Below are 22247 nucleotides of genomic sequence, written 5' to 3'. Positions count from 1 at the left end.
GAGCCATGGTCCCGGGCTCAACTTAAAACAAAAATGGCGCCGATTTCTCGACGCCATTTTCGTGTTTGGTCGGGATGACAGGATTTGAACCTGCGACCTCTTCGTCCCGAACGAAGCGCGCTACCAAGCTGCGCTACATCCCGATCCGCTGCGAAAGCAACTGTTAAAGAATAGCTGAATCGGTGCGGGATGCGAAATCGGGGGAGCGGTGTTGCTCGTCACAACGGCACCCTGAGCCCCAACTCTTGACGCTAAACCAGGGAATCCCGCCAAGCCCCGTGCAGGCGGGCAAAGCGGCCGCCGCCGGAGATCAGTTCCGCGGGTGTTCCGTCCTCAACGATCCGCCCGTCGTGTACCACCAGGACGCGGTCGGCCGTCTCCACGGTGGAAAGACGGTGGGCAATGATGATCGCAGTCCGTCCCGCGGTGCCCCCGGATACTCCTTCCAACAAGTTGGCCAGGCCTTGCTGGACCATCCGTTCGGAAGGGATGTCCAGCGAGGAAGTTGCTTCGTCAAGGATCAGGACTGCCGGCGCCGCGAGGAAGGCCCGGGCGAAGCCGATGAGCTGGCGCTGCCCGGAGGATACGCGTCCGCCCCGCTTGTTCACATCGGTGTCGTAACCGTCAGGCAGGCCCATGATGAACTCGTGGGCTCCCACTGCCTTTGCCGCTGCTTCGATCTCGGCGCGGGACGCTTCCGGACGTCCCAGGGCAATGTTGTCCGCCACCGAGCCACTGAAGAGGAAAGCTTCCTGGGTGACCATGACCACTGCCCGCCGAAGATCGGTGGTGGACAGATCGCGCAGATCGACGCCGTCCAGCGCGATGGACCCGGAAGAGACGTCATAGAAACGCGCTATGAGCTTGGCCAGCGTTGACTTGCCGGCGCCTGTCTGCCCCACCAGCGCCACAGTCTGCCCGGCAGGAATGTGCAGGTCAAGCCGTGGAACCACAATGCTGCCGTCGTTGTAGCCGAATTCCACGCTGTTGAAGTCGATCTCGCCGCGCGGCTGCTTCAACGCCACCGGGTTCTTGGGCGGGCGGACGGTGGGAACTTCCTCAAGCAACCCGGACACCTTTTCCAGGGCAGCCTGCGCACTTTGGAAGGAGTTGTAGAACATGGCCATCTGGTCCACGGGTTGGAAGAAGCGCTTGGTGGACAGGATGAGGGCCAGCAGGACACCCACCGCCAGATCCCCGCTGAGAACCCGGAACCCGCCGAAGAGCAGCACCACAGCGACGCAGACGTTGCCGATCAGCACCAATCCGGGCTGCAGGACACCGTTCAGGAAGATCGACCGGACCGTGACCTTGCGGTAGTCCTCGGCCACCTCGCCGTACTGTTCGGCATTCTCACGCTCCTTGCGGAAGGCCTTGACCGCACGGATGCCGGTCATGGTCTCCACGAAGTGGACGATCAGCCGTGCCGACACGACGCGGGATTCCCGGAAGGCGATCTGGGAACGAATTTGGTACCAGCGGGCCAGGAAGAACATGGGTACGCCTGCAGCCAGGACAATCAGTCCACTTCGCCAGTCCAAAGCGAAGATGGTGACCGCGGTGAAGATCATGAACAGCAGGCCGGATGCCAGTGAGCTGACGCCTGAGTCCAAGAGCTCGCGGAGGGCCTCCAGGTCCGAGGTCTGCCTGGCGATGATGCGTCCGGAAGTGTACTTCTCGTGGAATTCGAGGCTCAGACGCTGTGTGTGGCGGAACACCCGGACCCGGAGATCCAACAGCATCGCCTGGCTCAAGCGTGCCGTGGACGTGACGTACAGCGCCGTCATTCCGGCGGTGGCCACAGCCGCGGCAATATACAGAACGCCCACCAGAACCAGCGGACCGTTGTCGCCGGACTGCAACGCGGGGAGGGCGTGGTCAATGCCAAAAGCGATGAGTGCCGGCCCCGCAACACGGGTGAGCTGCGAAACCACCACCATCACGATCGTCAACCAAAAACGCAGCCGGACAGGACGTATCAGGGAGGCAAGCAAGGCGAGGGACCGCCGTCGTACGGTTTTGCTGTCCGCTTTGGAGAGAAGGGTGTTGTCCTCGTTGGCCGTTCCAAAAGTCGTGGCACTCACCGGCGGGCCTCCTCTGCGTCCTCGAGATCGTGCAGTTCGCTGTCCAGGTCCTTGGGCCCGGCGTCCAGGCTCGCGATGACGTAGCGGTAGTGGGCGTTGTTGGCCAGGAGTTCGGTATGGGTTCCGACGGCGTTGATGGTTCCGTTTTCGAGCAAGGCCACGCGGTCCGCCAACGCTACAGTGGACGGCCTGTGCGCAACGATGAGCGTCGTGGTGTCGTGGAGGACATCGCGGAGCCGCGCTTCCACGCGTTCCTCGGTGTTGACGTCCAAGGCGGACAAGGGGTCATCCAACACCAGGACTTTAGGCTTGGCTGCGATGGCACGGGCCAGGGCGATCCTTTGCCGCTGGCCGCCGGAGAGGCTTAGCCCTTCCTCTCCGATCAAGGTGTCCACGCCGTCCGGCAATGAATAGGCGAACTGTGCCTGGGCGACGTCGAGTGCTTCGTCGAGGGCTGCATCCGAGGGGTTGGGCGCGCCCAGCAGGACGTTGTCCCGGACGGAACTGGAGAAGAGCGTGGTGTCCTCGAATGCCACGGCCACAATCCTCCGGAGTTCTTGGAGGTCGAAGTCGCGCACGTCCACGCCGTCGATGGTCACAGCTCCTTCGGTCACGTCATAGAGGCGGGGAACCAGCTGCAGCATGGCGCTCTTCCCGCTTCCCGTGATGCCCACGAGGGCCATGGTTTCGCCGGGACGGATGTCCAGGGTGACGTCGCGCAGGAGGGTCCCGCCGTCGTCGAACCCGAAGCCTGCGTGCTCAAAGCGCAAGGCGCCTTTGACCACGGAAGGGGTGGCGGGCTGGTCCGGGGACGTGATGGTGTTGGCCGTGTCCATGACCTCGAAGTGGCGGTCAAGCGCGGTTTTGGCGGTCAGCGCCATCGCCAGAAGCATGCCCGAGAATTCCACGGGAGTCGCCACGACCGCCGCGGTTGCGAAGAAGGCCACGAGCGCTCCAATGCTCAGCTGGCCTGAAGCAGCCAGCATGATGCCGACTACCAGCCCAACACCGAGGGCGAGTTCGGGCAGGAGGGTGACTACCAGCGTGAAGCCGGCCTGTTGCTTGGCTTTGGCGATCTCCGTCTGGCGAAGTTCCTCGGCCTGCCCGTTGAAGTTCTCCAGCGCTTCCCGGCTGCGGCCGAACGCCTTGAGGACGCGGATGCCGTGGACGGACTCTTCCACTGTGGTGGCAAGGTCGCCGGCCTGGTCCTGGCTGAGCCGCGTGACCAGGCTGAAGCGGCGGCGGAAACGGAACGAGTTGACCATGATCGGGACGGCAGCGGCCAGGAAGATCAACGCCAACTGCCAGCTCATGGAGAACATGACGCCCACGCCAATGATCACCGTGAGCGTGGTGACCACCAGCATGATGGCGCCGAATGCCATCCAGCGGCGGAGGAAGCTGAGGTCCGTCATGGCCCGCGAGAGCAGCTGCCCCGACCCCCACCGATCATGGAAGGCAACCGTGAGCTGCTGCAAGTGCCCGTACAGGGACACCCTCATCTTCGTCTCGACCGTGGTGGCAGGGTTGATCACGAATTGCCGGCGAAGCGCCACAAGTCCCGCTTCGCCCACGCCAAGCGCAAGAATCACGACGGCGGCAGTCCAGACGGCGCCCGGGTCGCCGTCGGGTTCAAGCGAGTTATTGACCAGTACCCGGAGCACCTGCGGGATGGCCAGTGCCACGACACTGGCAAGCAAGGCACACAACAGGCCCATGAAAAGCCGGGGGAGGATAGGCCGCACATGGGGGTATAGCCGGCCGACGGAGGTAAAGAACGACGTTTGCTTGGACATGCCCGCTTCTCAACAGCTGGATCTTCAGGTGGTGCGGAGGTAGTTTCCCGTAGCAACAACCCTATGCCATGCCGTGATTCGTTTCACAGGATGGCGCGACGCCGTTGGAATGATGGTCCCAGTTATTGAGCTTTGTAATGCCGCAGCTGGTTCAGTTGCGGGCCGTAAGGGTCAGCAGGACCGCTTCCGGGCGGCACGCGATGCGGACCGGGGCGAAGCGGGAGGTTCCGATGCCGCCGGAGACGTTCACCGGCGTCGTGAATCCATCGCTTTCCCAGTCGTGGAGGCCTCGGGCGCGCCACGTGGGGAGGTCGCAATTGGACACGAGCGCACCGTATCCCGGGATGCAGATCTGGCCGCCGTGAGTGTGCCCGGCGAGGATGAGGTCTGCCTCCGCTTCGGTGAAGCGGTCCAGAACGCGTTGGTACGGTGCGTGGATCACTCCAACCTTCAGATGGGGGCGGGCATCCTGGTTGACTGTGCCGCGCGGCCAACCGGCGAAACGGTCACGCTTCAAGTGCGGATCATCAACACCGGAGAAGTCGAACCGCAGTCCGTCGATGACCACCGATTGGGCCCGGTTGGTCAGTTCGATCCACCCGCCCATGCCGAAAGCCGTGCGGAGCTTGGGCCAGTCGAGCTTGATGGGGTCCTGCTTGGGCTTGGATGGTCCGCGGAAGTAGCCGGCCGGATTCTTCATGCGGGGCGCGTAGTAGTCGTTGGAACCCGGTACAAAGACACCCGGGAATTCCAACAGGGGACGGAGCGAGGCCACCAAAGGATCGATTGCATTCCGGTGGCTCAGGTTGTCACCGGTATTGACCACGAGGTCCGGTTTGAGATCTGCCAAAGACCGCAGCCACTGCGCCTTCTTGGTTTGTCCGGGGACGAAATGAATGTCGCTCAGGTGCAGGACGCGGAGTGGTCCAAAGCCCTCGGGGAGAATGGGCAGCGTCTCCCGCCTGAGCTCGAACTGGTCCTTTTCCCACCAGCCGTAGGCGGCAGCTGCTGCGCCTGCTGTTGCTCCGATTGCTGTAGTTACGGCGAAACCGCGCCCGATAACGCGGACGCGGTTTGCCAGGGAATCGCGGAAAGTCACTAGTTAGTCCTTGCCGGGGCCGTTGTTATTGCCGTTTCCACCGTTGTTCCCGTTGTTGCCACTATTGCCGCTGTTGCCGCTGTTCGACGGGGCTTGGCTGTTCTGGGTGTTGGGCGCCGGTGTGTTGTTGCGCTGCGGCGCTCCGCCACCCATGAGGTTCGACGGCGGTGCCGGGAACGGGTTGGTTCCATACGCAGGTGCCACCGCCAGCATGAAGTTGGTGAACTGCGGACCGGCGATCATGTAACCGTCAATGGACTGGTAGAACTTGCCGTTGACGGTGATGTTACGGCCCGGGCGGAGCTGGTCACCCAAGGGATCGCCGAACCAAGAGGCCGTGGCCAGCCCGGTGGTGTAACCCACAACCCACGTGGAGCCGTTGGAGTCGTTGGTACCGGTCTTGGCGGCGACGGGGAAGTTGTTCTTCGTGCTGAGCGCCGGGCGGATCAAGGAACCGGAGCCGGCGTTCAGTACTTCCTGCATCGCGTAAGCCACGCCGCGTGCAACTTCCGGCTTGACGGCGTCCTTGCAGTTGGACGACTGCGCCGGAAGATCTGCTCCGGTCTGGTCCTTCACGGAGGTGATGGCAATCGGCTCGCAGTACTTGCCATCGGCTGCGAATGTCGCAAAGGCACTTGCCATCGTCAGCGGTGCCGTCTGCGTCGCACCGATCAGGTTGGACAGCGTGGTCATGGTGACCTTGGGGTTCGGATCCGTGATCTTGCCGGTTTCCTTGTCCCGCGCGGGCAGACCGCCATGGATTCCCACAGCGTCAACAATCTTCTGGATCCCACAGAGGTCCACCTGTGCCGCCGACGCGAAGGTGGCGGTGTTGATGGAGTTCATGAGGCCGTAGAGGACCGTCATGTTCCGGTAGTAGCCCTCATCGGAGTTCTGGAGATCGAACGTGCCGTTGGTGGCGTCATACCAGCCAACCGTCGGCGTTTCACAGGTGTTCTTCCACGGGAAGTTTTGTGGATACCGGCGCTGCGCTGCATTGACCGTCTGGTTCATGGACTTGCCTTCGTTCAACCACTGGGCGAACGTAAACGGCTTCATCGTCGAGCCGGGCTGGAAGCCACCGATGCCGTTCAGGTCGTTGCCCTTGGCGTCCATGACGTCCACGTTGAAGTTCTGGGTTTGATCGAACTTGCCCTCTTGCGGGAGCCACACGGTGTTCTGGGCCATGCTCACGATCTGGCCGGTGCCCGGTTGCACGGAGACGATCGACGCGCCCCACTTGTCCGGGTTGGCGCCGGCCGTACCGTCCACCTGCTGCTGTGCCACGGCCTGTGCCGTCGGGTCCAGCGTGGTCTGGATGGTGAGGCCGCCACGCTGGATCCGCTTGATGCGATCTTCCTGCGTGTCGCCGTAGGCCGGGTTGTTGAAGAGAAGGTGCAGCACGTAGTCACAGAAGTACGGAGCCATGGTGGCGTAGGCGCAACCCTGGCGGGCCGGGGTGACCTTGGTGGTGACCGGCGTGGCCACAGCTTCGTCGTACTCTGCCTGGGTGATCTTGCCCTGGTTGACCATGGCGGCCAGCACCAGGTCGCGGCGCTTCTTGGAGTTGTCCGGGTTGCTGATCGGATCAAAGGCCGAGGGGCTGTTGACGAGGCCTGCAAGCAGGGCTGCCTGCGGCAGCGTCAGGTCCTTCGCGGTGGTGCTGAAGAAGAACTTGGAAGCGGCTTCGATGCCGTAAGCGTCACGGTTGAAGAAGACGATGTTGAGGTATCCCTCAAGGATCTGCTCCTTGGAGAACTTCTTCTCCAAGGCGATCGCGAGCTTCATTTCACGCAGCTTGTCCCCAACGCCCTTGTTAAGGCCGTTGAGCTTGACGTCTTCTTCCTTGCCGGAAGCCACCAGTGACTCGTTGATGACGTTGTTGACGTACTGCTGGGTGATGGTGGACGCACCCTGCTTGTTACCGCGGGCCGTGCTCACCAGCGCGCGCATGATGCCCGTGGTGTCGATGCCGCCGTGCTCATAAAAACGGCTGTCCTCGATCGCGATGACAGCGTCCTTGATGAAGGGGCTCATCTGGTCGAGGGGGACCTTCGTCCGGTTCTCCGCGTAGATCGACGCAATGGGCGATCCGTCCTTGGCCAGAATCGTGGTGTTCTGGCTCGGCGGGTCGACTTGGAGCTCCGCCGGAAGCGTGTCAAAGAACTGGATGGAACCACTGGCGGCACTGCCGGAGACGGCGGCGGCCGGGACCAAGAGGCCCGCCACCAAGACGCCACAAATTGCACTCACGCCAAGGAAACCTAGAATCTTTCCGAGGGTGGTGGCAGTGTCGAATATGGGGTTCTTGCGAGTCACCATGTTTTCCACTTTACCGGCAAGGGCTAGGCTTTCTGTCATGACCAAATGGGAGTACGCCACGATTCCGCTCATAATCCATGCCACGAAGCAGATCCTGGACCAATGGGGCGAGGACGGCTGGGAGCTTGTACAGGTCGTCGGTGGCCCCGATGGCAAAGGACTTGTCGCATACCTTAAAAGGGAGAAGCAGTAACAATGACTACCCCCGCAGAAACCACCTCTGCCGCGGAATCGGGCGCCCCGACGTCCGCCGTCGAACAGCGCCTCGCGGAGCTCGGACTGACCCTTCCCGAGGTCGCCGCTCCGGTTGCTGCCTACGTTCCGGCCGTCGTGTCCGGCAGCTACGTCTACACCTCCGGCCAGCTGCCCTTTATTAACGGCAAACTCGAAGCTACGGGCAAGGTCTCCACAGGCGAACTCGGCACGTCCGATGAGCCCACCGTCGATCCCGAGGACGCCAAGCGCTACGCCGCAGTATGCGCGATCAACGCCCTCGCAGCAGTGAAGAGCGTCATCGGCGACCTCGACCGCGTCACCCGGATCGTCAAAGTTGTTGGCTTCGTCTCATCCGATCCCACGTTCACCGGCCAGCCCGGTGTCATCAACGGCGCTTCCGAACTCCTGGGCCAGGTATTCGGCGACGCCGGCATCCACGCCCGTTCCGCCGTCGGCGTTGCCGTATTGCCGCTTGACTCGCCTGTCGAGGTCGAGCTCATCGCTGAATTCAGCTAAGGAACCGGTTCACCCAAGTGCCTCAGCTTGCCCGTCGCCTGTTTGTCCTGCCTCCTGAACTCGAAGGAGCGGCAGAAAACTGGCTTCACCTTGGCGAGCGGACCCCCAGGGCCGCCCGCTACGCATCATCCGTTGTCCTCCTGCGTGATTCGCCCACCGGCTTGGAGACGTGGCTTGGTTACAGGCCCGGCTCCTCGCCGTTGGGCGTGCTCGCGTTCCCCGGCGGTTCGCTTGAACCCTCCGACGACGAACCCGTTGGTTGGTTGGGGCCGTCGCCCCAGCACTGGGCCGAGCAGATGGGAACGGACGACGTCGGGCTCGCCCGCCGTCACGTGGTGGGCGCCATCCGGGAGCTCTTCGAAGAGACCGGCGTTCTGTTGGCAGGCCCTGACGCTGCCTCCACGGTGGAGTCGAACTCCACCGTGGAATGGATGAAGGCCCGCGAGGCCGTTGCCGCCCAGGAGAAATCCTTCACAGAGGTCCTGGCGAAGCGCGGACTGTCCGTGCGAACCGATCTCCTCAAGCCCCTGGTCAATTGGCTCAGCCCCGACTTCGCGCACTCACGCTTCAACACGCGCTATTTCGCGGCCACTGTTCCCGTCAACCAGCAGCCGGGCATCCTGGGCAGCAAGGGAGTATGGGGCCGATGGGTCAATGCTGCCGAGGCTATTGCCCTCAGGGACACCTCCGCTCTGGGTGATGAAGTGGCACAGGAGAACACCGTCGGCCACAAGCTCGGCGAGCTGCTGGTTCCGGGGTCCGAGATCATGCTCGAGAAAATGGCCCACGCCAACGGCTGCATCGCTTACCTGAGCTACAAGCGGAAGGCACACGTCTACCAGCCCAGGCTCGTGGACGAGGGCGGGCAGCTCATGCTCGAGGTCGAAGCCGCAAGGACCGTCCCGGGCGAACCCCAGCGCGAACGCTGACCCTCTATCACTTCCCGCGCGTTTTCGGGCGTCGCTCTATCACTTCCCGCCGGTTTTCGGGCGTTCCTCTATCACTCACGAAAAAGGCCGCCCCGGTGATCACCGGAGCGGCCTCTTTGCGAAGGGTTTAGCGGGAGCGCTGACGCAGGCGCTGCATGTCGAGAATGACGACGGCGCGTGCTTCCAACCGCAGCCAACCGCGCTGGACGAATTCGGCCAGGGCCTTGTTGACAGTTTCGCGGGATGCGCCGACCAGCTGGGCCAGTTCTTCCTGCGTCAGTTCGTGGGCTACCAGCACGCCGTCGGTCGCAGGGCGGCCGAAGCGGTCGGCGAGGTCCAGGAGGGCCTTCGCTACGCGGCCGGGGACGTCGGAGAAGACGAGGTCGGACAGGGAATCGTTGGTGCGGCGCAGGCGGCGGGCCAAAGCCTGCAGCAGCTGGGCCGACACCTCAGGGCGGGTGCGGAGCAGCGCGTTGAGGCTCTCGTTCTTCAAGCCGGCGAGTCGGGTCTCCGAGACAGCGGTTGCCGTAGCGGTGCGGGGGCTCGGATCGAACAGGGCCATCTCGCCGAAGAGTTCGCCGGGGCCGAGGATCGCCAGCAGCGACTCACGGCCGTCGGGGGAAGTGCGGCCGAGCTTTACCTTGCCGGAAACAATGAAGTAGAGCTGGTCACCCTGGTCTCCTTCGCGGAACACCGACGCCCCGCGGGAAAGATCCACCTCGGTGAGTTCGTCTGTCAGCAAGCGGAATGCATCGTCGTCAAGGGTGGCGAAGAGGGGTGCGCGGCGCAATACCTCGATGTCCATGAAGTCTCCTGAGAATAAAGTTTCGGTCGTGGCGCTTCAGCCATTGTTTCAGAATTTTTAGCGTTCTGTGACGTACTTGGCACGTGAAACGCTGAAATCACGCGGATTCCGTTGCCCGATCACCATGTTTCAGGCCACAACTGAACCCGGACCGAGCCCGCTCCGTGACCGGGCTAACGGTTTACTGTCAGGGTCCCCCTCTAGAATTGGCGCTACCCGGCTATGAGGAGCACTTGGTGTTTGGCTTGACCATTTTGGACTTTGCATTGATTTTCATGCTCTTGTCCTACCTGATCTATGGCCTTCGCAATGGCTTCCTGGTGACCCTCGGCGGGATCGCGGGATTCATCGTTGGTGCAATCGCGGCCTTCATCGCAGTCCCGCTGGTCAGCGGCTGGGTGAGTGACAGCGCGTGGAGGCTTACCGCCACAGTGGCTGCCGCCGTCGTACTTATTGCTTTGGGCCATGGACTCGGAACCATGATCGGGCGACGGGTCCGTCACGTGGTGCGGCTTAAGCCGCTGCACGCTGTGGACCGCCTGGTGGGCGGTGCGGTGAGCCTCGTGGTCGCCGCGCTGGTCATGTCCATGTTGGCCTTCAGCATCAGTTCCCTCGGTGTGCCCTTCGTCTCACAGCAGCTGGCGCAGTCCAGGGTGATCCGGTACATCGATTCACTGACGCCAACGCCCGTCAAAGCCACCATGGCGCAACTGCGATCCACGGTGATCGGCGATGGCATTCCCAAACTGATCGAGGGCTTCGGCTCCACCACACCGGTCAAAATCCCCAACGAGTCCACCGATACCCCTGCCCTCAACCAAGCTGCACAATCCGTGCTGAAGATCGCAGGCACAGCCTTCCAATGCGGCCAGAACCAGACGGGTTCCGGCTTCGTGGTGTCACCGGAGCGCGTGGTCACCAACGCGCACGTCGTTGCCGGCGTGTCCCAACCGGTGGTGGAAGTGCCCGACGGCGGTGCGCTGCCGGGACGGGTGGTCTACTTCGACCCCCAGCGGGACATTGCCGTGTTGGCTGTGGACGGACTCGCCGCTTCGCCCTTGCCGTTGAGCGGGGACCTGCCTGGCGGCAGTCCCGCAGCGTTCGCCGGTTACCCGCACGGTGGGCCGTTCCAGTCCAAACCCGCCACCGTGGAAGGGATCTCGACGATCCTGGTTCCGGACATTTACGGCAGCAACCCGTCACCTGAGCTGGTCTATAAGCTGGCGGGCGACGTCCAGCCGGGCAACTCGGGCGGGCCTTTGCTCACGACGCAGGGACAGGTGGCTGGCCTCATCTTTGCCAAAACAACAACCAATGCTGCCCTCGGTTTCGCGCTGACCATGCAGGACGTCCAGCCGGTAGCGGCGCAGGCACCGGGTTTGAGCACTCCGGTGGAGTCGGGCCAGTGCACCCGCAAGTAACAACCCCCACATCCGCGATGCTCTCTCACATAATGAACGTTTCTTGCCCACGCTCGTTCACCTAATGGCCCTGATTCCCGGACGCTCTTTCACCCCTATAGATTGAGAGTTATGACTGAAGCCACTCCCGCCTCCGAATCCGGACGCGGCACCATTCTTGTTGTCAACGGCCCCAACTTGAACCTTTTGGGTACGCGTGAGCCCGAGAAGTACGGGACCTCCACACTGGCGGACGTTGAACGACTGGCCTTGTCCGCTGCCGAATCGCACGGGTTCACGGTGGATTGCGTCCAGTCGAACCATGAGGGCGATCTCTTGGACGCAATCCACGCCGCCCGCGGAACGGCGGTTGGCATCGTGATCAATGCGGGGGCGTTCACTCACACGTCCGTGGCGCTTCGCGACGCCTTGGCAGCTGTCCAGCTCCCCGCCGTCGAGGTGCACATCACCAACGTCCACCAGCGGGAGGAATTCCGCCACCACTCATACCTGTCCGGCGTGTGCAACGCGGTCATTGTTGGTGCCGGCGTGCTCGGATACAAGCTGGCCGTCGACTATCTGGCCGAAACGCTCTGACGGTCGGGATGTGATAGAGCGTCGCGCCCAACGGGTCGGGATGTGATAGAGCGTCGCGCCCAACGCGTTGGGATGTGATAGAGGATCACAGGGCGGTGATCCGGAGGAGGACCGCGTGCTCAGGGTGCAGGACGGGCATCGGCAGCCCGACCTCCCCGAGGAACTGCCCGGAAGCTTCCGCGCCGGAGGCGAGCCACTGCACCGGCTGGGCTTCGATGACCGTGTGGCTGTAATCGGGGTCTTCCGGCGTGGGGAACAGCAGCTCCACACGGTAGCCACGGTCCGCATCGAGCCCCGGGAGTGAAACGCGGCCCACCTGTTCGGCGAACGACGTCCGCGTCTTGACCACCGCAAACAGCGCCGCAGCGGCACCGGCCGGGACACCGCCGTCGTACTCCGACGCGACCACGCCATGCACCATGAGGGACTCATCGTGGGAGTCGGCGCGGACCATTCGTCCACTGTGGATGAGGTCCCGGTGCGTCTTGTACAACGCAATGAACCGCTTGAGTTCCTCGCGCTCGGCACCCGTGACCGAGCGGACATCCCACTCCATGCCGAAATGGCCGAAGAGTGCGGTGATCGCGCGGAAGGAAAGATCGTGTGTCCGGGCGGTGGTGTGCGACGTCGTGGGACCGATGTGGCTGCCGACCAGCTCCGGGGGGACCACCATGCCTGTCCAGCGCTGGATGGTTTGGCGCTCCAGGGCGTCGTTGCAGTCCGACGCCCAGATCCGGTCTGTCCGCTCCAGGATCCCCAAGTCCACGCGGGCGCCGCCGGACGAGCAGCTCTCAATCTCCACCCCCGGGTGCGCAGCACGCAAGGCATCGAAGAGGCGGTATGCGGCGAGGGTCTGCTCATGGACCGAAGCGCGCCCGGCATGTCCGTGTTCCAGCAGGTCGCGGTTTTGGTCCCATTTGAGGTAGCTGATGTCGTTTTCCCGCAGCAGGGCGTCGATCCGATCGTAGACGTATTGCCAGGCCTCCGGGTTGACGAGGTCCATGACGTGCTGGTGCCTCCACTCGAGCGGGAGCCGGCCGCCCTCCTTGTAGGACGCAACCGAGGGGCCAACAATCCACTCGGGATGGGCGCGCGCGACGTCCGAATCAAGGTTGACCATCTCCGGTTCCACCCACAGCCCGAACTCCATGCCGCGGGACGTTACCGCCTGGATGAGCGGCGTCAGCCCATTGGGCCATACCGTTTCATCCACGTACCAGTCGCCCAGCCCGGCATGGTCATCACGGCGGCCACGGAACCAGCCGTCGTCCAGCACAAAGCGTTCCACTCCCAAATCAGCAGCTGACTCCGCCAGTTCGAGCAGGGTGTCCAGGTTGTGGTCAAAGTAGACTGCTTCCCAGGTGTTCAAGACCACCGGACGCGGTCCCGATACGTGGTGCGGCCGTGCCCGGAACCAGCTGTAGAAGGCTTCCGTGATGCCGTCGAGGCCACGGTCCGAGTAGGCGGCGAACAGGGCCGGGGATGCGTAGCTTTCGCCGGGTTGCAGCACCACTTCGGCGGCGCCCAGCAACTCGGAGCCGCCGATCATGGTGCGCCCGTCGGCCGCGCTGTCCGCAAATTGTTCGTGGTTGCCGCTCCACGCGAGATGCGTGGCCCAAACCTTGCCGTGCCGGTTGCCGAAGCCTGCCGTCCCGGCGGCGAACAGCAGGGACGAATCATGCCCGGTGCGCCCGTGCCGTCCCGTTCTGACCCACGTTCCCTGCTGGAGGGGACGGCGCTGCGGGTGGCGCTCCCGGCACCAGCGTCCGGTCAGGTCCAAAAGTTCGACGGCGTCCGGCGCCACCGGGAGAACGGTTGCCAGTTCGTCCACCTGGAACGGCGTCGTTCCGTCGTTCCGCAGTTCGTGCCGCAGTTCCAGCAGCCCGCCCGGATGGAGGGTGAGGTTGCTGGTGACGGTGATCCCGGCGTCGGGATCTGACTGAAGAACGACGGCGGTACTGCCGTCCGTCGTCGCACTCACCACGCGGAGGCGCACCGAAAAATCAAAGCCTGGTACGCCGTCTATGACGCGGTGTCCCCTGAGGCCCGGGCGGCCCTGCCACGAGGACGAAGCCTGGGGGAGCAGCCCGGCCGGTACGTTCGCGTCAGCCGCGGACGGCGGAACGGGCTCGTTGAGGATGGAAAGGTCGGGGAGTGAGTCGCCGAGGTCGGCTCCCCAATGGGTAATCTCGGCCTCTCCGCGGTGCGTGCTGATGACCAGGCTGGTGCCGGCGGAACGGAGGTGGAGCGGGTGCATGCGTGTTTGTCGCTTTCAGATAAGGGGTGCGGAGCCCGTTGTGCGCGCCGTCCTGGGAGTCAAAGCGCGCATAACGGGCCCCGCGAAAGGGGCTTTACTTGAAGAGATCGTTGACCTGGTTGTTGGCTTCCGTAAGCGATGAAGCGGGCTTCTTGCCCGAAAGCACGGCGTCCATGGCGGGCTTCATGATGCCGTCAACCTTTGCTGCCTTGTCTGCAATCGGGAAGAGGAAGGTGGTGCCGTCCTTGACGTGAGTGGTGAAAGCAGACACGTCGATGCCCTTGTCGGCGAAGGCCTTGGCGGCGATCTCGGCGGAGCTGCTGATTGCCGGGAACACCACGGCCTTGCTCGCGACGACGTCCTGGCAGGCTGCTGAGCCGAGGTATTCAGCCCACTTGACGCTTGCTGCCGGGTTCTTGGTGCCGGCCCAGACGGAATCCGCCAAGCCGTTGAACATGGAAGCGCGCTGGCCGTTGGGGCCCTTGGGTGTAGGAGCAATGGCGGTCTCAATGCCCTTGTAGGTCTTGTACTGCCCGATCAGCCAGTCGCCGTTGGAGTTGATGGCGGCCTTTCCGGCACCGAAGCTGTCCGGCATGCTCGCACCCACGGTGGTCTCCAGCTTGGGCATGTAACCCTTCTCCGTCAGCCCGGCCCACCATGTGATGGTCTCCTGGAAGCGGGGGTCGTCGTAGTTGAACTTGCTTCCCCAAGGGTTCTTATCCGTAGCAGTCCATCCGGTGGTGGCGGTGAGGAAGCTCCATTCAGTCTGGCCTTGGCCTGCGCCGCTGCCGGTGAGTCCCAAGCCGTACGTGGCTACGTTGTTCTTGTCGAAGCCGGGCTCGTCGCCGCGCTTGCCGTTCTTGTCCACCGTCAGCTTGGCAATGACTTTCTCGTAGCTGCCGCCATCCTTGGGGTTCCAGTCAAGGTTGGCCATCTGTTCGGCCGAGATGCCTGCGGCGTCGGTCATTGCCTTGTTGTAGAACAGGCCCACGGTGTCCCAGTCTTTGGGAAGGCCGTAACGCTTGCCGTCCTGGCCAACCCACAGTTCCGGAAGCCCTGCGGTGTAGGCGTCCAGTTTGATGCCGTCCTTTTCCACCGCTTCGTCCAAGGGCAGCAACTGCTTCTTGGCCGCGAATTCCGGGTATTTGGAGAGATGGTTGGTAAAGACGTCCGGTGCCGTTCCGGCCACAAAGCCGTTGGTCAACGTGGTCCAGTAGTCGTCCCACCCGCGCTGGGTGATCTTGACCTTGATATCCGGGTTGGCTTTGGTGAAGTCATCGGCGCACTGTTGGTAGGCGGGAAGCTGGTTGGCGTCCCAAAGCCAGTAGTTGATTTCGCCGTTTGCCGCGGAGCCGGAATCGGAGCCACCGCAGGCGGACATCGTCAGGGCAAGGGCGGCGGCTGCAGCTGCGACGCCAAGGGGTTTCTTCATGACAGGCCTTTCAGGAGTGTTCTTGCGGTTTATTTGATTCCGGAGAATCCGATGGAGTTCACAACCTTCTTGCCGAAGGCGATGAACAGGATGAAGATCGGCAGTGCGGCCACGAGGGTTCCGGCCATGAGTCCGGACCAATCCAGGGCGCCCTGCGGGGATTGTGATTTGAAGACGCTCAGGCCGACGGTGAGTACCCGGACGCTTTCGTCCTGTCCAACCAGGAGAGGCCAGAAGTATTCGTTCCACTGACCGATGAAGGTGAGCAGCGCCAGGGTGGCGATGGGGGCTGCGGCGTTGGGAAGCACAATCTGGAAGAAGATCCTCAGGTGCTTGGCGCCGTCGAGCATGGCCGCTTCCTCAACCTCGCGGGACATCCCCAGGAAGAACTGGCGGAGGAAGAAGATCGCAAACGGCGTCATGAACAGGAACGGGAGTGTCATGCCGGCCATGGTGTTGAGTAGCCCGAGGTTTTTGATCATGAGGAAGTTGGGCAAGGCGGTGAAGATGGGCGGGACCATCATGGTGGTGAGGAACAGCCCGAAGACCTTGTTCCTTCCGGGCCAGCGAAGCCGGGCGAAGGCGTAGGCAGCCATCGCGCTGAAGAACACCTGCGCCACCGTGGTGACCGTTGCAAAGACGATCGAGTTCCTCAGGTAGAGCCAGAAGTTGATGGCGGCACCGGAGCCGCCTTCGGCGATCGCTTCCTCGGTGGTTTGCAGGCCAAGGACACGTTTGAAGGCGCCCCAGCTGAACTCCGCGGGGAGGAGGTTGCCCGAGTTGGAGGCAAGGGCGCCGTTGCTGGAAAGTGCCGTGCGCAGCATCCAGTAGAAAGGGGCAACGGTCACGGCGACGGCGACGGCGACCAGCACCCACGCGCCGATGCGGCGCCAATTCAGGGGCTTCTTCCGGGACGGTGTGCGGGTTTCAGGCAGGGTTGAGCTAGTCATTGCGGTTCCTTAGTCCAGGTCCGATTCGTTGCCTTTGAGGAACTTCATCTGGATGAAGGCCACCAGGGCGAGAATGATGAACAGGATGACGGACAGTGCGGAGGCGTAGCCGAAGTCCGACTCGCCGAAGGCCTTTTGGTAGATGTACATCTGGATTACGCGGGAGGCGTTGACGGGCCCGCCGTTGGTGGTGACGGCCACGGTGTCGAAGACCTGGAACGATCCGATGACCGTGACCACCAGGACCAGAACCAGCACGGGCCGGAGCAGCGGCATGGTGATGCTCCAGAACGTCCGGGTGGGTGAGGCGCCGTCGAGGTTTGCGACCTCGTACAGGTGGTTGGGGATGGCCTGTAGGCCGGCAAAGATCAACAGTGCCGTGTAGCCCATGTGCCGCCATACGTTGACGAACGCGATGGTGGGGATGGCCCACTGCTCGCTGCCGAAGAAGGCCACCCGGGGGAGTCCGATCCAGCTCATGACTTCATTGACGATGCCCAGTTGGTAGTCCAGCATCCAGAACCACACAAGTGCCACGATGACGTTGGCTACCAGGAACGGCAGCAGCAGGGCGCCACGGATGAAAGTGGATTTCGCTACCCGGTGCATCAGCAGCGCGAGCCCCAGCGCGATGACGGTCTGGAATCCGATGTTGAGCGCCACGTACTGAAGGGTGACTCCCATGGCGTTCCAAAACAGTTCGTCCTGGAAGAGGGCCGAGTAGTTCTTGGTCCCGATCCACGTCGGCTCACCCAGGATGCTGTATTCCGTAAAGCTGAGGTAGATGCCGCGGATGGTGGGGACCAGGAAGAAGGCCACGAAGCCAACCATCGCCGGAAGGATGAAGAAGATTGCGATCCTAAGGTCGCCGAGGCGGCTGGTAATGCTGCGTTTGAAGGGTGCGTTCCCGGGCCCCTGCTTGCGCCCGGAGCGCTTGGCTGCGCTGGCCGGAGGCTTGGTGAGTGTGGTCATCGTCGACACTTCCTGACTGTGATGCGGGTAACAACGAAGCTGAATCTACACGAGTAGAAACTGATTAAGCAAGAGTTTTCAGGATTTCTCGATGTTGTAAGCCTCCTTAGTTGACTCGTGTAGATAGGAGTGGGAGACTCACATCACGCCCTGATCGGGTGCCTCAATCCCCAAACAATGCAGCTCAGGAGAGCAAAATGTCGTTTTCGATTGGTGTCTTGGGTGTCGGCCAGTTCGGCGGCCAATTCGCGCACTTGTTCAAGCTCCACCCCGGTGTCAGCGCGGTCTACGCGGTGGATGAACTCCCCGAGCGGGCGCTGGCCGCCCGGGAGCAGTGGAGCTTGGACGGCACCATGGCCTCCTTCGACGAACTGCTGGCCTCCGACGTCGATGCGGTCGCTATCTTCACCCAGCGATGGACGCATGGCCCCCTGGTTGAACGGGCGCTGCGCGCCGGAAAGCACGTCTACTCCGCCGTGCCGATGGCCGTTTCCGAGGAAGAAATCGAGCGCATCATCACCGCCGTCCGGGAAACCAAACTCGTCTACATGATGGGTGAAACGAGTTACTACAACCCCGCCACGGTCTTCGCCAGGAAACAGCAGGAAGCCGGAAAGTTCGGCCGCATTTTCTACACCGAGGGGGACTACGTCCATGACATGGACCTCGGTTTCTACGAGGCCTACCAGTACAGCGGCGGCGACAGTTGGAAAGAGACCGCCAGCTACCCGCCCATGCTGTATCCCACCCACGCAATAGGAGGGGTTCTGGGTGCTGTCCCCGGCCATGCGGTCAGCGTCAGTTGCATCGGAGTCAAGGACCACCGGAACGACGGGGTCTTCGACAAGGACGTCAGCATGTTCGCCAACGACTTCTCCAACGCAACGGCCCTGTTCGAAATGAACGACGGCGGTGCGATGCGCACCAATGAGATGCGCCGGGTGGGGTATCCCTCTCACATCCGGGAGTCCCGGTTCCGCTATTTCGGCACCGAGGCAAGCTTCGAACAGCTCGCGACCACCACACTGTGGCAGGACAAACAGGGCGTCACCGATGTCTCGGACCAGGTTGAAACGAAACCCACCATGTCACCTGACGATCCGTCCCTGTCAGGCGTAGCCCCTGAACTTCGGGACGCTTTCATCTCCGGCCTTGCGCCCGTCCACGAGCCCGCCCGGCTTCCGCAGGAGTTCCTCGGTGCCCCCAACGGCCACGAGGGCAGCCACCAGTTCCTCGTGGACGACTTCGTCACTGCCGTCAACAAGAACCAGTTGCCACCCGTCAACGCCTGGGTTGCTGCGCGGTACACCCTCCCCGGCATCGTGGCGCACCAGTCCGCGTTGCGCGGAGGTGAGCGCCTTCCCATCAGGGACTTCGGCGACGCTCCTGCGATGTAGCTAGCATTTACCCCATGACCACTTCTGCTGTACAAACCCCGCGCGGCCCTGTGACCCGCAAGGACGTGGCCCGGTACGCCGGGGTGAGTACCGCCGTCGTGAGTTATGTTGTGAACGGCGGGCCCAAGAACGTGGCGCCGGCAACGGAAGCCAAGGTGCGGGACGCCATCCGAATCCTCGGATACCGGCCCAACGCGGCTGCGCGGGCGTTGAAGCTGGGGTCGAGCGAGACTATCGGCGTGGTGGTTCCGGACAACACGAACCCGTTCTTCACCCATCTGGCCCATGCCGTGGAAGAAGCTGCCGCCGCGCTGGGCTACGGCATGGTACTCGCCAACTCGAACGGCAGCCTGACCCGGGAACGCAAAAACATCCACACCTTGGCGGCGCGGCAGGTGGATGGGGTTTTCCTGGCAAGCTGTGTTTTCGACCCGGACCTGACGGACCTGGAGGCCACCGACATTCCGTCGGTGCTGCTGAACAACCTTGGTTCGCCTCCCGGTTTCAGTAGCGTCGGAGTGGATTTGGAAGCCGGTGCGCGTGCTGCCGTGGAGCATTTGATCGACCACGGCCACACCAGCATCGGCCTGGCGATCGGCACCAATACCGGCAATCAATTGGATGGGCGTGAGGCCGGCTGGCTGGCCGCCTTGCGTGCGGCTGGCCTGCCCGACGGGCCACTGATACACGGGGAATTCAGCAGGCCCGGCGGCTACGAGGTGGGCAAGCGGTTCCTTGCCATGGCCAACCGGCCAACGGCGATCTTTGCCAGTAGTGACATGCAGGCTATCGGCATACTGCGCGCATTCCACGAAGCAGGCGTGCGGGTTCCCGCGGACATTGCGCTGGTCTCCTTCGACGGTTCCCTCGACGCCGAGTACAGCTGGCCGGCGCTGACCACCGTTTCGCAGCCCATCGAGGCAATGGCCGAGGCCGCGGTCCGGTCACTCGTGGGCGCGAACCGTGGGGAGGAGCTCCAGCACCACATCCTGCCCACCGAGCTGATCATTCGGCAGTCCTGCGGTTGCCCCTAGCTTCCTCTATCACGTCCCACCCCCTTCCCGGGCGGTCCTCTGTCACATCATCACCCGTTGAGGGCCTCCCTCTATCACTCCTCTCAAGGAAGTGATAGAGGGTCGGCCTAAACGCTGCGGAAAGTGATAGAGCGTTGGTAGGGGAGTCCGGCTAGGAATCCACGCTGGCGTAGCGCGCCGGGCGGGACAGCACCTGGTTGATCTGTGCCGTACCGGCAGCAACGGCCAGCCGCACCAAGAGGAAGCCGACGGCGAACACCGAGCCTATGGTCAGGAAAACCACGGGCCGGGTCAGCAATGCCGGGCCCGCCAGCGGAAGCACCAGCGCACCAGCTGCCGCCGCCGAGATACCCGCCACCAGGAACAGCGGTGACATCACGGCCCTGACCCGCGCACTCACCATGAGCTTGCGGGGCATGCCCATGCGGTCCAAGGCAACCAAAGTGGACGCCCTGTCCAACACCGAGGACGCCTGGTTGACCCCGGCCGAGCAGGCAACCATCAGAAAGCTACCCAGCAAAGTGATCATGACGCCGGTGTTGATATCCCGGACCAAGAGTGTGGTTTCGTCCGCGGCCCCACTGCCCATGGAGTCCGCCACGGCCATCCCGACCCCCACAAACACGCCTACGAAGCTCGTCATCGCGACGCCGCCTACTTGGCGCCACGATTCCTTGGGGTTATCCAGCACGGTCCGTGCCGCGAGAAGCTGTTCGGGCTGTCTGGCGCGCTTCAGCTGCGACATCGCCTGCAACTTCAGGACCCAGGGCCCCATCAGATTGAGGGCCAGCAATGCCATGCCGAAACATCCGGCCATTACGCCGAGGATCACGATGAACGCGCCAAGACTGCTGAGCGCGCCCATGGCCACCACTCCGGCAACCACCACCAGAACCGCCACGAGTCCGCGAACCCAGTGGGCGCCGTAGGTCGTTTGCCGTGTCCGTACGCCCAACGGAGTCACCACCACTTTCCGCAGCCCGAGCGCCGCGCTGACCGCGGCAATGAGGCAGACGGCAAGGACGCAAGCCAGAATCGATGGTATTGACAACCATGCGTGAGTGCCGATTGCCTGTCCCCTGAACTGGATCAACCCGAGGAACGGTGCCACAACGGCGTACAGCGACGCCCCAGCCACGGCCCCTACGGCGGCCAGGACAGTGGACTCGATGACCGTCATCCAGACCACGGTGGCGCTGTTCGCCCCAAGCAGCCGCAGGGACGCCAGCCGGTCATCCCGACGGCGGGCGGCAAGGCGGGCAGCCGACCCGCCCAAGGTCAGCAGCGGGATAACAAGGAGGACCATTGCGACGACGGCCAACGCTTGGTAAGTGCCTGCGAGACCGTCCGTCCAGGTCCAGAAAACCTGCGAGCCCGCCGCAACGGTAAGCAGCAGCGCAGTGACGGTTCCAAACGCAAGGACCGGCAGTCCGGTCTCGCGAAGGCCTGAATCACGGATATTGCCCTTGCTGCGCGCAATGTACGGCGTCAGCCGGAGGGCCATGCTGAGGCTAGACATTGAAGGCACCTTTGAAGTTGTAGTTGCCGGAAGCTGCAGTGCTGCCCGGTCCCGCACTGTCCGCAATGATCCGACCGTCCCGCAGCTCCACTACACGCCCGCAGCGTTCAGCGACATTGGGATCGTGCGTCACCACCAACAACGTGCGCCCGTTGGCGGCCACGGAGCGAAGCAGTACGTCGAGTACTTCGCTGGACGTCGCAGAGTCCAAGGCTCCAGTGGGTTCATCTGCGAAAACCACCCGGGCTCCTGTCACCTGTGCCCGCGCGATCGCCACCCGCTGCACTTGGCCGCCGGACAATTCGCCGAGGCGACGCTTCTCCTTGCCCGCCAATCCCAAGGCGGCCAGCCACTCGGCGGCACGCGACTCAGATGTGCGCCGGTCCGTGCCAGTCAGCATGAGCGGGAGAGCGACGTTTTCCACGGCGGTCAATTCCGGTAGCAGCATGCCCTGCTGGAAGACGAATCCGAACTCCTCGCGGCGGAGCGTGGACAACTCAGCGTCGGACAAGGTGCATAAATCGAGTGCGCCCGCCTGCCGGCCCAAGGTGACCGAACCGGCGTCGGGCCTCAAAATTCCGGCGAGGCAGTGCAGAAGGGTGGTCTTCCCCGAACCGGACGGCCCGATGATCGCGATCGACTCGCCGGCCTGCGCGGTGAAGTCAACGTGGTCAAGGGCGACGCCGCCGGGGTAGTGCTTGGTGAGTTGCTGGGCGTGGAGGATGGCGTTCATGATTCCAGCATCCCCAAGCCCGGGGTTCCGGGGCATCAGTCCGCCGGCTGAACTCCGACGGCGGGCCTCCACCCGCGGTATGAGACCCATCCAGGTAGCAGCTGAGCGCGTTTTGAAGGCTCAGAACGCGCACTAATGCGACCTAGCGGTTCCGCGCCGTCGGCGCCCCATGGAGTGGGGAAAGTGTGC

General features: G+C 63.2%; 18 protein-coding genes and 1 tRNA gene. 7 read left to right on the top strand and 12 right to left on the bottom strand.

Going from position 1 to position 22247, the window contains the following annotated elements; all coding sequences use genetic code 11:
- Positions 1-66: 66 nt before the first annotated feature.
- The 5 genes from OCL88_RS17875 to OCL88_RS17855 form a co-directional block, all read right to left on the bottom strand.
- Positions 67-143, bottom strand: a tRNA-Pro gene (locus OCL88_RS17875).
- Between the two features lie 108 nt (positions 144-251).
- Complete coding sequence (locus OCL88_RS17870; protein WP_264963395.1) at positions 252-2084, bottom strand: ABC transporter ATP-binding protein; 1833 nt, start codon at positions 2082-2084, stop codon at positions 252-254.
- The gene (locus OCL88_RS17865; protein ID WP_264963394.1) at positions 2081-3880 is read right to left on the bottom strand and encodes an ABC transporter ATP-binding protein; all 1800 of its coding nucleotides are present in this window, start codon (positions 3878-3880) and stop codon (positions 2081-2083) included. The genes OCL88_RS17870 and OCL88_RS17865 overlap by 4 nt, the downstream gene beginning before the upstream one ends.
- A gap of 151 nt (positions 3881-4031) precedes the next feature.
- Positions 4032-4979 carry a metallophosphoesterase gene (locus tag OCL88_RS17860; protein WP_264963393.1) on the bottom strand — a complete coding sequence of 316 codons (948 nt, stop codon included), beginning with the start codon at positions 4977-4979 and terminating at the stop codon, positions 4032-4034.
- 3 nt (positions 4980-4982) lie between these two features.
- On the bottom strand, positions 4983-7301 hold the full coding sequence (locus OCL88_RS17855; protein ID WP_264963392.1) for a transglycosylase domain-containing protein: 2319 nt from the start codon (positions 7299-7301) through the stop codon (positions 4983-4985).
- 37 nt (positions 7302-7338) lie between these two features.
- Here OCL88_RS17855 and OCL88_RS17850 point away from each other — a divergent pair, with 37 nt between their 5' ends.
- The 3 genes from OCL88_RS17850 to OCL88_RS17840 are packed head-to-tail and all read left to right on the top strand — an operon-like array spanning position 7339 to position 8962.
- Positions 7339-7494, top strand: coding sequence for a DUF4177 domain-containing protein (locus OCL88_RS17850; protein ID WP_011775990.1), 156 nt, complete (start codon positions 7339-7341; stop codon positions 7492-7494).
- A gap of 2 nt (positions 7495-7496) precedes the next feature.
- Positions 7497-8033, top strand: a complete 537-nt coding sequence (locus OCL88_RS17845) for a RidA family protein (protein WP_021473785.1) — start codon at positions 7497-7499, stop codon at positions 8031-8033.
- Positions 8034-8050: 17 nt separating this feature from the next.
- Positions 8051-8962 carry an NUDIX hydrolase gene (locus tag OCL88_RS17840; RefSeq protein ID WP_193592887.1) on the top strand — a complete coding sequence of 304 codons (912 nt, stop codon included), beginning with the start codon at positions 8051-8053 and terminating at the stop codon, positions 8960-8962.
- A 127-nt stretch (positions 8963-9089) separates the two neighbouring features.
- Here the strand turns inward: OCL88_RS17840 and OCL88_RS17835 are convergent, their stop codons facing one another.
- The gene (locus tag OCL88_RS17835) at positions 9090-9767 is read right to left on the bottom strand and encodes a Crp/Fnr family transcriptional regulator (protein ID WP_011775987.1); all 678 of its coding nucleotides are present in this window, start codon (positions 9765-9767) and stop codon (positions 9090-9092) included.
- A gap of 236 nt (positions 9768-10003) precedes the next feature.
- Between OCL88_RS17835 and OCL88_RS17830 the strand changes: the two genes are divergently transcribed.
- On the top strand, positions 10004-11188 hold the full coding sequence (locus OCL88_RS17830) for a MarP family serine protease (RefSeq protein ID WP_264963391.1): 1185 nt from the start codon (positions 10004-10006) through the stop codon (positions 11186-11188).
- Positions 11189-11299: 111 nt separating this feature from the next.
- Complete coding sequence (gene aroQ / locus OCL88_RS17825; RefSeq protein ID WP_264963390.1) at positions 11300-11764, top strand: type II 3-dehydroquinate dehydratase; 465 nt, start codon at positions 11300-11302, stop codon at positions 11762-11764.
- Between the two features lie 85 nt (positions 11765-11849).
- On the opposite strand, the gene OCL88_RS17820 is transcribed toward aroQ, so the two are convergent.
- The 4 genes from OCL88_RS17820 to OCL88_RS17805 all read right to left on the bottom strand — a co-directional run bounded on the left by OCL88_RS17820 (position 11850) and on the right by OCL88_RS17805 (position 17375).
- Complete coding sequence (locus tag OCL88_RS17820) at positions 11850-14021, bottom strand: alpha-galactosidase (protein ID WP_264963389.1); 2172 nt, start codon at positions 14019-14021, stop codon at positions 11850-11852.
- A 94-nt stretch (positions 14022-14115) separates the two neighbouring features.
- Positions 14116-15453: an ABC transporter substrate-binding protein gene (locus OCL88_RS17815; protein WP_193592890.1), complete on the bottom strand. Its 1338-nt coding sequence runs from the start codon at positions 15451-15453 to the stop codon at positions 14116-14118.
- Positions 15454-15482: 29 nt separating this feature from the next.
- Complete coding sequence (locus OCL88_RS17810; protein ID WP_166186432.1) at positions 15483-16403, bottom strand: carbohydrate ABC transporter permease; 921 nt, start codon at positions 16401-16403, stop codon at positions 15483-15485.
- A gap of 9 nt (positions 16404-16412) precedes the next feature.
- The gene (locus OCL88_RS17805; RefSeq protein WP_264963388.1) at positions 16413-17375 is read right to left on the bottom strand and encodes a carbohydrate ABC transporter permease; all 963 of its coding nucleotides are present in this window, start codon (positions 17373-17375) and stop codon (positions 16413-16415) included.
- A 197-nt stretch (positions 17376-17572) separates the two neighbouring features.
- Here OCL88_RS17805 and OCL88_RS17800 point away from each other — a divergent pair, with 197 nt between their 5' ends.
- Positions 17573-18772 carry a Gfo/Idh/MocA family protein gene (locus OCL88_RS17800; protein WP_264963387.1) on the top strand — a complete coding sequence of 400 codons (1200 nt, stop codon included), beginning with the start codon at positions 17573-17575 and terminating at the stop codon, positions 18770-18772.
- Between the two features lie 14 nt (positions 18773-18786).
- Positions 18787-19806: a LacI family DNA-binding transcriptional regulator gene (locus OCL88_RS17795; RefSeq protein ID WP_264963386.1), complete on the top strand. Its 1020-nt coding sequence runs from the start codon at positions 18787-18789 to the stop codon at positions 19804-19806.
- Positions 19807-19957: 151 nt separating this feature from the next.
- Here the strand turns inward: OCL88_RS17795 and OCL88_RS17790 are convergent, their stop codons facing one another.
- Together OCL88_RS17790 and OCL88_RS17785 are read right to left on the bottom strand one after the other, a co-directional pair.
- Entirely contained in the window at positions 19958-21325 is a 1368-nt protein-coding gene (locus OCL88_RS17790; protein WP_264963385.1) for an FtsX-like permease family protein, read from the bottom strand.
- Positions 21318-22058, bottom strand: a complete 741-nt coding sequence (locus tag OCL88_RS17785) for an ABC transporter ATP-binding protein (protein WP_264963384.1) — start codon at positions 22056-22058, stop codon at positions 21318-21320. Before OCL88_RS17785 ends, OCL88_RS17790 begins: the two co-directional genes overlap by 8 nt.
- Positions 22059-22247 lie beyond the last annotated feature (189 nt).

The organism is Paenarthrobacter sp. PAE-2 (assembly GCF_026013155.1).
Lineage (GTDB): Bacteria > Actinomycetota > Actinomycetes > Actinomycetales > Micrococcaceae > Arthrobacter > Arthrobacter ureafaciens.
This window is presented reverse-complemented; position numbering and strand designations above follow the sequence as displayed.

What these genes read in the sequence shown, in the direction of transcription:
- OCL88_RS17785 (WP_264963384.1), bottom strand. Translation starts at nt 22,058, where the DNA reads ATGAACGCCATCCTCCACGCCCAGCAACTCACCAAGCACTACCCCGGC.
- OCL88_RS17820 (WP_264963389.1), bottom strand. Translation starts at nt 14,021, where the DNA reads ATGCACCCGCTCCACCTCCGTTCCGCCGGCACCAGCCTGGTCATCAGC.
- OCL88_RS17800 (WP_264963387.1), top strand. Translation starts at nt 17,573, where the DNA reads ATGTCGTTTTCGATTGGTGTCTTGGGTGTCGGCCAGTTCGGCGGCCAA.
- OCL88_RS17810 (WP_166186432.1), bottom strand. Translation starts at nt 16,403, where the DNA reads ATGACTAGCTCAACCCTGCCTGAAACCCGCACACCGTCCCGGAAGAAG.
- OCL88_RS17790 (WP_264963385.1), bottom strand. Translation starts at nt 21,325, where the DNA reads ATGTCTAGCCTCAGCATGGCCCTCCGGCTGACGCCGTACATTGCGCGC.
- OCL88_RS17865 (WP_264963394.1), bottom strand. Translation starts at nt 3,880, where the DNA reads ATGTCCAAGCAAACGTCGTTCTTTACCTCCGTCGGCCGGCTATACCCC.
- OCL88_RS17795 (WP_264963386.1), top strand. Translation starts at nt 18,787, where the DNA reads ATGACCACTTCTGCTGTACAAACCCCGCGCGGCCCTGTGACCCGCAAG.
- OCL88_RS17835 (WP_011775987.1), bottom strand. Translation starts at nt 9,767, where the DNA reads ATGGACATCGAGGTATTGCGCCGCGCACCCCTCTTCGCCACCCTTGAC.
- OCL88_RS17855 (WP_264963392.1), bottom strand. Translation starts at nt 7,301, where the DNA reads ATGGTGACTCGCAAGAACCCCATATTCGACACTGCCACCACCCTCGGA.
- aroQ (WP_264963390.1), top strand. Translation starts at nt 11,300, where the DNA reads ATGACTGAAGCCACTCCCGCCTCCGAATCCGGACGCGGCACCATTCTT.
- OCL88_RS17850 (WP_011775990.1), top strand. Translation starts at nt 7,339, where the DNA reads ATGACCAAATGGGAGTACGCCACGATTCCGCTCATAATCCATGCCACG.
- OCL88_RS17845 (WP_021473785.1), top strand. Translation starts at nt 7,497, where the DNA reads ATGACTACCCCCGCAGAAACCACCTCTGCCGCGGAATCGGGCGCCCCG.
- OCL88_RS17805 (WP_264963388.1), bottom strand. Translation starts at nt 17,375, where the DNA reads ATGACCACACTCACCAAGCCTCCGGCCAGCGCAGCCAAGCGCTCCGGG.
- OCL88_RS17815 (WP_193592890.1), bottom strand. Translation starts at nt 15,453, where the DNA reads ATGAAGAAACCCCTTGGCGTCGCAGCTGCAGCCGCCGCCCTTGCCCTG.